At 62.4% G+C, this 10,675-nt stretch carries 9 protein-coding genes and 2 pseudogenes; 1 reads left to right on the top strand and 10 read right to left on the bottom strand.

What is annotated here, in order from left to right; genetic code table 11:
- From AC3WQZ_RS34715 to AC3WQZ_RS34690, 6 genes and pseudogenes are all read right to left on the bottom strand, one after another.
- Positions 1-233, bottom strand: a pseudogene (locus AC3WQZ_RS34715) (ATP-dependent zinc metalloprotease FtsH); the annotation flags it as partial.
- 190 nt (positions 234-423) lie between these two features.
- Positions 424-690, bottom strand: a complete 267-nt coding sequence (locus AC3WQZ_RS34710) for a DUF5676 family membrane protein (RefSeq protein ID WP_010809982.1) — start codon at positions 688-690, stop codon at positions 424-426.
- 36 nt (positions 691-726) lie between these two features.
- Complete coding sequence (locus AC3WQZ_RS34705) at positions 727-1,392, bottom strand: methyltransferase family protein (RefSeq protein ID WP_010809983.1); 666 nt, start codon at positions 1,390-1,392, stop codon at positions 727-729.
- Positions 1,392-1,658, bottom strand: a complete 267-nt coding sequence (locus tag AC3WQZ_RS34700) for a DUF2933 domain-containing protein (protein WP_492302079.1) — start codon at positions 1,656-1,658, stop codon at positions 1,392-1,394. Before AC3WQZ_RS34700 ends, AC3WQZ_RS34705 begins: the two co-directional genes overlap by 1 nt.
- Before the next feature lie 373 nt (positions 1,659-2,031).
- The gene (locus tag AC3WQZ_RS34695; RefSeq protein WP_081050289.1) at positions 2,032-4,515 is read right to left on the bottom strand and encodes a heavy metal translocating P-type ATPase; all 2,484 of its coding nucleotides are present in this window, start codon (positions 4,513-4,515) and stop codon (positions 2,032-2,034) included.
- A gap of 240 nt (positions 4,516-4,755) precedes the next feature.
- The gene (locus AC3WQZ_RS34690; RefSeq protein WP_058698036.1) at positions 4,756-5,940 is read right to left on the bottom strand and encodes a methionine adenosyltransferase; all 1,185 of its coding nucleotides are present in this window, start codon (positions 5,938-5,940) and stop codon (positions 4,756-4,758) included.
- A 104-nt stretch (positions 5,941-6,044) separates the two neighbouring features.
- Between AC3WQZ_RS34690 and AC3WQZ_RS34685 the strand changes: the two genes are divergently transcribed.
- Entirely contained in the window at positions 6,045-6,293 is a 249-nt protein-coding gene (locus AC3WQZ_RS34685) for a hypothetical protein (RefSeq protein ID WP_143010718.1), read from the top strand.
- A gap of 342 nt (positions 6,294-6,635) precedes the next feature.
- Here AC3WQZ_RS34685 and AC3WQZ_RS34680 read toward each other — a convergent pair.
- From AC3WQZ_RS34680 to AC3WQZ_RS34665, 4 genes and pseudogenes are all read right to left on the bottom strand, one after another.
- Positions 6,636-6,755: pseudogene (locus AC3WQZ_RS34680) on the bottom strand (hydroxymethylglutaryl-CoA lyase); the annotation flags it as partial.
- A gap of 22 nt (positions 6,756-6,777) precedes the next feature.
- Positions 6,778-8,793, bottom strand: a complete 2,016-nt coding sequence (locus AC3WQZ_RS34675) for an acetyl/propionyl/methylcrotonyl-CoA carboxylase subunit alpha (protein WP_492302078.1) — start codon at positions 8,791-8,793, stop codon at positions 6,778-6,780.
- Between the two features lie 18 nt (positions 8,794-8,811).
- The gene (locus AC3WQZ_RS34670; protein WP_010813234.1) at positions 8,812-10,419 is read right to left on the bottom strand and encodes a carboxyl transferase domain-containing protein; all 1,608 of its coding nucleotides are present in this window, start codon (positions 10,417-10,419) and stop codon (positions 8,812-8,814) included.
- A gap of 64 nt (positions 10,420-10,483) precedes the next feature.
- On the bottom strand, positions 10,484-10,675 hold a 192-nt coding region (locus tag AC3WQZ_RS34665), incomplete at its 5' end, for an acyl-CoA dehydrogenase family protein (protein WP_492299503.1).

The following is a 10,675-nucleotide window of genomic DNA, read 5'->3' as shown; positions in this document are numbered from 1 at the left end:
GGGTGGGGCTTTCCAGGTGAAAGCGGGGTAACTTTTTCGTTGAGCAACAGCTCCAGCGAAGGTCGGTCTACGACCTCCTGTTCGAGCAGTAGCTTTGCCAGCGCGTCTGGCTTGTGCCGGTTTGCCAGCAATGTTTGCTTCACCCGCTGACTGGCGTCGCCCAGAATCGTCCGCACTTCTGCATCAATGATTCGCGCAGTACTCTCGCTGTACTCTTTGCGTTGCCGAGGCATTGGCAGCTTCGAGGTCCTGGACCAGATTGGGGTCGTTGACCCGAAGCGTGGAGTAGGGGTGGTCTCCCTTTCCCTGGCGCAACATCTCTTCGACCTGTGGCTTGGGGAGCAGAGTCTCAATGCCAGTGGTGACACGAGCTCGTAAAGAGCTGTGGCGCAAGGACTTGGAGTCATATCGCCATTCTTGGTATCAGGTCTCTCCTTGAAGGCTGTTGTGTAACCATGCAAAGAATGCCCCGGCAGCGAAGAACCACACCGCAAACACAAAGGCTGGATAGATGATGGACCACCACGATACTGATTCGCCGGTCTGAAGGCGCCGGAAATCGAGCCCGTGAAAGAGCGCGTTCATGAAATTCATGAAGGGCTCAGGAAGAACCATCCAGACGAGCGTGCATAGAACGTAGAACAGCACGACCGTGGCGGATAGCGTCAAACCAGTCTTGAAGGGTTTCATGGCAGCCTCCGGGTGCAAGGAAGATGACGGTTGAATTCAATGAGGACGCGTCCGCGGAACATCTCGGGCTGAGATATGCGGAATGAACGCTGGTGTCTTTTGGCGATATTCCTCATATGCTTGCCCGAACTCGGCCAGTGCGTCCTGCTCCTCCGACTTGGCCAGCCGAACATACATCCAGACCAGGATGGGGAACATCACCAGAGTGACTATCGTCGGCCACTGCAGGAGGAAGCCGAACATAATCAGGACGAACGCGACATACTGGGGGTGCCTCATGCGCGCATAGAGACCCGTGGTCGCCAGGCGGTGCTGCTGCTGGGCCAGGTACAGAATGCGCCAGGCGGAAGACAGCATGATGAAACCGCCAAAAATCAAGATGTCGCTGGCGATGTGAAATGGCCCCAGGTGCGGGTTGCCCCTCCAGCCGAAAATCATCTCCGGAAGATGACCGGCATCATGCGAGAGGAAGTCGATTCCCGGGAACTTCGCCGAAAGCCACGGTAGCAGGAGATAGATACTCAGGGGGATGCCATACATCTCTGTAAAGAGCGCCACAATGAACGCGGAGAACGCGCCAAACGAGCGCCAGTCGCGCTGGGTCTTCGGCTTGGTGAAGCTGAAGGCGAAGATGATGAAGACAGCTGAGTTGATAATGACCAGCGACCAGAGACCGTAGCTGGATTGTGTTTCGGGTTGCATCATCGCTCTCCTTTGGCGTTCGTGTCCTTGGTGGCGTCATCCGGTCCGTGACTGTGTCCATGTCCATCTCCACCGTGCATGAAGATGTGCATTAAGGGGCAGGCGGCCAGCAGAAGAAATGGCAGGAACTGAATGACGTGTGCCCGGTGTTCAGTCCATAGGAAGTAGGCAATCACCAGCAGAAAGCCAATCATGACCAGCTTGGACCTGGCCACGGTGCGCAGTGCGTCGCCAGGCCGCTCATGACCGTTGTGGTCGTGGTTCATGTTTTCCTCCTATAAAGCGAACGCCGTACCGCCTGGCAGCAGCCATGGTGCCGATGACGTCGGTGTATGTATCTCGCTTGGTCTTGCTGAAAAACTGTTCGCCGTTCCGCCAAGCAGGAGCCAAGTGAGACTCTGTGATAACCAGTTCATAGACCCTCTCTTCAACCTTTGTCTTGGCGTTCACGCTCAACTGCGTTTCGTATATCGCGCTCGCACTGTCGCGAAAGGCGAAGACTCAACCACACCACAACGACCGGACAGGACAGCAGGAGTAGGCCAACCAGTATGGTGAACGGTGTCAGCCCAAACCGGTAGACGATAGCTGCCGCGAGTAGCATTGCAAAGGCAGCGCAAATCCATGCCACCGGGTGTTTCATCTCGCCTCCAGGCTGGCAATTCTGGAGCCAAGTCGTACACGCTTCAGCAATGCGGAGTTGGCTACCACACTCAACGAGGACAGTGCCATTGCTGCTGCGGCAAAGATGGGGTTCAGGAGTCCAAGTGCGGCGATAGGGATGCCGATGGTGTTGTAGATGAACGCCCAGAAGAGGTTCTGTTTGATTTTGCGCATCGTCGCGCGGGACAGCTCAATGGCGGCAACCACGTCACGCACATCATCGCGAATGAGGATGATGCTCCCAGTTTCCTTCGCGACATCCGAGCCTGAGCCGATGGCAATGCCGATGTCCGCTGCGGCAAGCGCCGGTGCGTCATTGACGCCGTCTCCCACCATGGCCACGACCTCCCCTTGCTTCTGTAATGCGTGAATGGTCTCGACCTTGTCTTCCGGCATCACCTCGGCAATGACATGCTCAATGCCAACCTGCCGGCCGATTGCCTCGGCGGTGCGGCGGTTGTCACCGCTCAGTAGCACAACCTTGATGGCGCGCGCCTTCAATGCCGCGATTGCCTCGCTCGCTTCCGGTTTCACTGTGTCAGCCACGGCCACTACGCCGAGCAATTGTGTGCCGGCGCCGACCAGCATGGCTGTCTTGCCATCGGCCTCGAGCTTCCCGAGTACAGATTCGGCCGATTCGATTGGGATGCCTTGGCGTGCAAAGAGACGCCGGTTGCCCAGCCAGACTTGCTGACCGTCGACGAGGCCCTGAATGCCCATGCCAGACAATGCGCTGATGCTGGCTGCCTTGGGAGTGGTGAGCGCGCGATACTGTGCGGCGCGCACGATGGCTTCTCCCAAAGGGTGCTCGGACCCGGCTTCCACAGCGGCAGCAAGAGTCAGCAGGTCAGATTTCTCTCGCCCAGAAAAGGGGATGACATCGGTCAAGGTCGGCTCTCCGCGCGTAATCGTCCCGGTCTTGTCAAAGACAACCGCGGTGAGCTTCTCGGCCCGCTCCAGCACTTCACCGCCGCGTATCAGGATGCCGTTGTCCGCGCCCTTGCCGACGCCGACCATCAGCGCTGCTGGCGTGGCGACGCCTAGCGCGCAGGGGCAGGAGATAATCAGAACAGCCACGAATGCGAGCAGTCCCTGCGGAAAATGACCGGCGACGGTCCATCCCACTAATGCCAGCATCGCGACCGAAACAACCGCAGGTACGAAGTAGCCGGTGACCTGGTCCGCCAGTCTCTGAATCTGCGCGGTGCTGGCCTGGGCGTCCTCGACCATCCTGATAATCTGAGCGAGAGCGGTGTCCGCTCCGATTTTTGTGGCCTGGAAGGTGAAGGCGCCACTGCGGTTTAGCGTGCCGCCAATGACAGCGGCACCAGGCTTCTTTTCCACGGGCATCGACTCGCCGGTCAGCATCGATTCATCGACACTGGATTGGCCATCGATAACCTTGCCATCAGTGGGAATCTTCTCGCCGGGGCGTACAACGACCGCTTCGCCCACCATGATGCTTTCAGCCGGGATTTCCACCTCCGTCCCGTCGCGAAGCACGTGAGCGACGGCGGGGCGCAGGTCGAGCAGGCGTCGAACAGCGGCGGAGGATTTCTTCTTGATGATTTCCTCCATGTATTTCCCCAGCAGCACGAAGGCGATAATGACCGCCGACACCTCAAAGTAGACGTCTCGCTCTTCGACCTTGACGGGCAGCCAGGACGGAAAGAACAGCACTACTACGCTGTAGAAGTAGGCGACGGATGTCCCCAGGGCGATGAGGAAGTCCATATTGATATTGCGCGTCCGGATGGCGTTCCATGCGCCCTTGTAGAAGCTCCAGCCGCCAATGAACTGGACCGGCGTGACGAGAAGGAATAGCCACATCCCCCACGTGAACCAAGGCAAGGCGGGAATCGGGGCCCAAGTCACGAGCGTCGCGCCGGCTGCCAGTGCCAGGAAGGCGCCAGCCCGCAGCACCGCCAGCGCGAGCACGCCCGTGAGCGCAATGGTCACGCGCGTCCTCATGGCTTTCAACTCGCTCTCTGGCGACTCGAAGGTCCGAAGGCAGCTCTCGCTGCAGAAGTAGTACTTGCGGTTGCCACGCTCGGCGGAGAGGGCCGTAGCCTTGTCCACCATCATTCCGCAAATAGGGTCCTTGGCGAGTTGCTTAGCGGCGTGGGAAGCAAGCGCGGGCGTCGCCGCAGGGATAGGAGCGACGCCGGGTGGGCTAGGACTGCGGGAGGGCCCAGCCGAGCTACGCCTATCAACGGGGTGAAGAACATATTTCGCCGGGTTGGCTAGGAAAACCTGCTCACAGTGTGGAGAGCAGAACCAGTATCGCTTCTGGTCGAGCTCCGTGCTGGTAGCGGCCTCCCGTGGGGAGATCTCCATGCCACAGACCGGGTCACGCACGAGCTGCTGCGAGGCGGCTGGGCCTGCGGCGGCCGTTGGAGCTGCCTGGGCTTCGGTGAGGCCGTAACTCCCCCCATTAGGGGTGGTGGACTTGGTCGGCATTCCATCCTCTCCTTGGGGCTCTTAAGAGGGGCTGCAGCGCATAAATTACATTTTCATTCTGGGTGACCAGTCGATTTGCTTCTTGATTTCAATCAAGCGTTCATGGGTGGTCGGGGGTGCGGTGGGTGCCGATTCAGGAATGAATGTCGAACGCCGCATGACGTATGTGTTTGAAGGCTGGGAAGCCGCTCGGCCAGCCGATGCCGGCGCCGAGGTTGCTGTGCTCCCCATACACCGGGCCTAGAAGACCGCTACCGTGCCATAGACCAGCTCATTGACCAAGGCAGGAAGCTGCGCCAGCTGTAGCGTCGCGAGTTCACGAACTTGCTGCTCCTGGGCGCTCGAGAGGCCGCGCTCGGCCACGACATCAATGGCAAACAGTTGGGGCTGGTCGATGGGGCGTCCAATTCCGGAGAGAAGCCGGACGACGACTTCATCCGCGCCATCCACGCTTGCCTGAATGTGAGAGGCTAACCGGTGGGCGAGCACGTTGTAGAGCTTGCCGACATGTGACGCCGGGTTCTTGCCCGCTGCGGCCTCCAGCGACATTGGCCGATAGGGGGTAATCAGGCCATTGACCCGGTTTCCGCGGCCGACCTGGCCGTCATCACCATGCTCAGCACTTAAGCCAGTGACCGTCAGGTAAATCCCGCTTTCGTCGCAAGCATCCCGGCGATCGAGGGTATTGATTGCAATCTCACAGTCGGTGCCGATGTGCTCGGCCAGATACGACCCAATCCGGCCCTTGAGGATGAAGTACTCATCGACGCCTTGGACGCATCGGTCGACAAACGCCAGCGCAAGAGTGAGACGGTGATGCGCACCCAGCCGACTCCCCATCACCTTGTAATCGAGGCCCGCCGCCTCAAACATTCCCCTGTCGGCACGTGAGCGCAGAAGGTCGGCAATCAACAGCACCGCTCTTTCAAGCGATGAGAGTGGCGCATAGCCGACGCCAAAGGATGTGTCATTGGACAGCGAAAGAGACGCTGCACTGGTCACGCGCCGGAGGTTCGGGGCCGAGGGGCGGAGGATTGGCTCGATCCGGATGTCATTGCCAATATCGCCCAAGGATGTCGCCAGGTACTCACGAATGGCCTGCTCGACAACTAGCTCGGCCTTGGCCGACGGAAGTTCGGTAACAGGGCCGGATACTATCAACCGCGTTGAGCGCAGCACTTTGCCACCGCCGAACTTTGGCGCGCTCATGCCGCCGATGAGTAGCGCCTTGTCCAGATTGAAGTGCTGGACTGCGCCATAGGCTTCGAAGTATGCGCGGCACAAGGCGCGAGCCGCAGCTTCGACAGCCCCATCGCATAGGCTATCGGGATGTCCGATGCCCTTGTGCTCGCACATTTCCGTCTGCTCACCTCGCCATGACGGCCCACGCGAGATAGCAATCGCTATGTTCTCCATGATGGTCATCTCGAGCCCCCTTCACGCCGTCGCCCTGTAGCCATTCTATGTAGCCGCGGTAGGTCAAGTCGCGAAGGTTCGGTTCCCGACTCGGGTTGCCAGGAGTTGTTGACGTGAATCAAGCACGGTTTTTCGCGTCGCCTAGCATCAGTGCTGAAAATATGACTTTCGATTGCCAACTAAGTCGCGGCAGGGCCGCTGGTGCACTATTAGGCTCATGTGGCCTGGCATTTGAAGGTTGCGAAATCGCCGAGCGGGTGCAAACCGTCGGGGTGGCCAAGGCGCGCCTGCCGCTGCTGCAAATGGCGATGCTTGGGCATACTGGCCCGGCGCCAAACTATTCACTGCCAACAACCTATTAGTGATGGCCTGGGCCGACCGGCGAATCAGCAGCTACGAGCTGCTGTGCAATTTTGGGGTGGTGAGCTTGACCAACTTTGCCGAAGCGGCTGGACTCGCATTGCTGGTTGGTTGCCAGGGTATCCGGTGCTGAACAACGGACTAGTGGCTGAGCGCTTGGAGCGCATTGCCGTTGCCAATTGCGCCCCAAGCCCCCAGCCGTTCATTGGTGTGCGCATCCGTACAGATGCTAGTTACACCCTGGAACTGTCAATGGTGCTGCCGCCGGGGATGGATCCGTGGCCACCCGCTGCAAGGGCTGATCGGCTTTCAGTCTTTGCCCCGACAATCGCTTTATCTCCGGCGCCTGCCTCGGTCAGCTGGTCGATCAATGCGACCTTGATCTCGGTCGGCACTAACGCCTTCTCGTTCTGGAGGCCATCGCGTGGACCGACTTCCACGATCTTGACTTTGTCTGGTTGCATTGCCGGAAACCTCCCCACGATATCAGGCTTCAAACGCCAGGAGCTGCGACCCTTCAGCCACTTGCTCGCCAACCCCATAGAGCACTTCACTGACCACACCATCCACCGGTGCGTTGATGGTGTGCTCCATCTTCATGGCCTCCATCACCAGCAGCGGGGCCCCGCGCGTCACGATGCTGCCCGCCTCGACCATCACGGCAATGACCTTGCCGGGCATCGGCGCGGTCAGCTTGCCGTCTTCGCTTTCAGCCTCGCCAGCGTGCGCCAGTGGATCGAGCCAGGTCAGGCTTACGTGACCACCGGCATGGAAGGCATGAAACACCTCGCCGTCGGCATGCACTTGGCCGTGCGCGTGGCGCGTACCGAGGTCGACGCGGATCTCATCTCCCTGGCAGTTGCAGGCGAAGGACACAACCTGGTTCGCGTAGATCAGCGTGCTGCCGCGTGCATCGGTATTCAGCGTCACCTCCAGCACCTGCTCGCCATAGCCGAAGCGCAGCGTGCGCGACACGCCGCCGTTCAGCCGCCACGCGCCGCCATGGGTCCACGGCGAATGCTGGTCGGCGGCGTCGACGCGGCGCTCGCGCGTCTCGCGGTCGAGCAGCGCGGCCACCGCCAGCGCAATGACTTCCAGGCCGACCGGGGCGGCGGGCGGGAACAGCGTGGCTTCGTTGCGCTCGATCAGGCCGGTATCGAGATCGGCGGTGCGGAACGCCTGCGACGACACCAGCCGCTGCAGGAAGGCCACGTTGGTCGACAGCCCCACCACGTGATACGACGCCAGCGCCTGGCGCATGCGCGCCAGCGCCTCGTCGCGGTCCTTGCCCCAGACGATCAGCTTGGCGATCATCGGGTCGTAGAAGGGGCTGATGGTGTCGCCTTCGCGCACGCCGGCGTCGATGCGGATGCCGGCCGGGCCATGCACATCACCACCGCGCATGAACTGCACCGCCGGCGGTGTGCGCAGGTAGCGCAGCGTGCCGGTGGACGGCAGGAACTGTTTGTCGGGGTTCTCGGCGTAGATGCGTGCTTCCAGCGCATGGCCGTCGATGCGCAGCTGCTCCTGCGTGAGCGGCAGCGCTTCGCCGGCGGCGACGCGCAGCTGCCATTCGACCAGGTCCTGCCCGGTGATCATCTCGGTAACGGGGTGCTCCACCTGCAGGCGCGTGTTCATCTCCATGAAGTAGAACGAGCCGTCCTGGTTGGCGATGAACTCGACCGTGCCGGCGCCGACATAGCCCACCGCCTTGGCCGCGGCCACCGCCGCTTCGCCCATGGCGCGGCGGCGCGCCTCGGTCATGCCTGGCGCGGGGGCTTCTTCCAGCACCTTCTGGTGGCGGCGCTGCACCGAGCAGTCGCGCTCGAACAGGTAGACGCAGTTGCCATGGGTATCGGCAAACACCTGGATCTCGATATGGCGCGGGCGCGTCAGGTACTTCTCCACCAGTACCTTGTCATCGCCAAAGCTGGCGCTGGCCTCGCGCTTGACCGAGGCCAGCGCGGCCTCGAAGGCGTCGCCCGACTCGACCACGCGCATGCCCTTGCCGCCGCCGCCTGCGCTGGCCTTGAGCAGCACCGGGTAGCCGATGCGGTCGGCCTCGCGGCGCAGCAGCGCCGGACCCTGGTCCTCGCCGTGGTAGCCGGGCACCAGCGGCACCGCGGCCTTCTCCATCAATTGCTTGGCCGCGCTCTTGCTGCCCATCGCGTGGATGGCGGACGCCGGCGGGCCGATGAAGACCAGCCCCGCCGCGGCGCAGGCCTCGGCAAAGGCCTCGTTCTCGGACAGGAAGCCGTAGCCGGGGTGGATGGCCTGGGCGCCGGCCTCCTTCGCCATCTCGATGATGTGGTCCGCGCGCAGGTAGCTGTCGCGCGCGGCCGCGCCGCCGATATGCACGGCCTCGTCGCAGAAGGCGACGTGGCGCGCGTCGGCGTCGGCATCCGAGTACACCGCGACGGTGCGGATGCCGAGCCGGCGGCAGGTGGCGGCCACGCGGCAGGCGATTTCCCCGCGGTTGGCGATCAGGATCTTGTTGAACATCGGTCTTCCTTGTCGTGATTACATGCGGAACACGCCGAACTTCATGTCCTCGATCGGCGCATTCAGGCTCGCGGACAGTCCCAGGCCCAGCACGGTGCGGGTCTGCGCGGGATCGATCACGCCGTCGTCCCACAGGCGCGCACTGGCGTAGTACGGATGGCCCTGGTGCTCGTACTGGTCGCGGATCGGCTGCTTGAACGCCTCTTCCTCTTGCGCGCTCCACTTGCCGCCCTTGCCCTCGATGCCGTCGCGGCGCACCGTGGCCAGCACGCTGGCGGCCTGCTCGCCGCCCATCACCGAGATGCGCGCGTTCGGCCACATCCACAGGAAGCGCGGCGAATAGGCGCGCCCGCACATGCCGTAGTTGCCGGCGCCGAACGAGCCGCCGATGATCACCGTGAATTTGGGTACCTGCGCGGTGGCCACCGCGGTCACCATCTTGGCGCCGTTGCGCGCGATGCCTTCGTTCTCGTACTTGCGCCCGACCATGAAGCCAGTGATGTTCTGCAGGAACACCAGCGGGATCTTGCGCTGGCAGCACAGCTCGATGAAGTGCGCGCCCTTCAGTGCGGATTCGGAGAACAGGATGCCGTTGTTGGCGACGATGCCGACGGGGTAGCCCCAGATGCGCGCGAAGCCGCACACCAGCGTGGTGCCGTAGCGCGCCTTGAACTCGTCGAACTCGGAGCCGTCGACCAGGCGCGCGATCACCTCGCGCACGTCGTAGGGCTTGCGCGTGTCGGTCGGGATCACGCCGTACAGTTCTTCCACCGGGTACAGCGGCTCGACCGGCTCGTGCAGGCGGATCTGGTCCGGCTTGCGGCGGTTCAGGTGCTGCACGATATTGCGCGCCAGCGACAGCGCGTGGTGGTCGTTCTGCGCGAAGTAGTCGGCCACGCCCGACAGGCGCGTATGCACGTCGGCGCCGCCCAGGTCTTCGGCGCTGACCTCCTCGCCGGTGGCGGCCTTCACCAGCGGCGGGCCGCCCAGGAAGATGGTGCCCTGGTTCTTGACGATGATGGACTCGTCGCTCATCGCGGGCACGTAGGCGCCGCCGGCGGTGCACGAGCCCATCACCACCGCGATCTGCGGGATGCCCCGCTTGGACAGGTTGGCCTGGTTGTAGAAGATGCGGCCGAAGTGGTCGCGGTCGGGGAACACATCGTCCTGATTGGGCAGGTTGGCGCCGCCGGAATCGACCAGGTAGATGCACGGCAGGTTGTTCTCCTCGGCGATCTCCTGCGCGCGCACATGCTTCTTGACCGTCATCGGGTAGTAGGTGCCGCCCTTGACGGTGGCGTCATTGCAGACGATCACGCACTCCTGCCCGGCCACGCGGCCGATGCCGGTGATGATGCCGGCGCCAGGCGCGGCATCGTCGTACATTTCGTACGCAGCAAGCTGCGACAGCTCCAGGAACGGGGTGCCCGGATCCAGCAGTTGCTGCACGCGGTCGCGCGGCAGCAGCTTGCCGCGCGACAGGTGCTTGTCGCGCGCGTCCTTGCCGCCGCCTTCGGCGAGCTTCGCGATCCTGGCCTCCAGGTCGGCTACCAGGGCCTGCATGGCTTCGGCGTTGGCCTTGAAGGACTCGGAGCGGGCGTTCAGTTTGGTTTCGATGATTGGCATATCGTGCTTCTGGGTGTGCCGCGAGATGGTGCTGTCGGTCGGCAGATGGCGAAGGTAGGCGCGCTTACATGGTTTCCGCGAACAGCTCGCGGCCGATCAGCATGCGGCGGATCTCCGAGGTGCCGGCGCCGATCTCGTACAGCTTGGCATCGCGCCACAGACGGCCGGCCGGGTATTCGTTGATATAGCCGTTGCCGCCCAGGATCTGCACGGTCTCGCCCGCCATCCAGGTGGCCTTCTCGGCGGTGTACAGGAT

The sequence above is a fragment of the Cupriavidus sp. FW305-26 genome, from assembly GCF_058787975.1.
The sequence above is the reverse complement of the archived record's forward strand: the minus strand, read 5'-3'. Positions and strand labels throughout refer to the sequence as shown.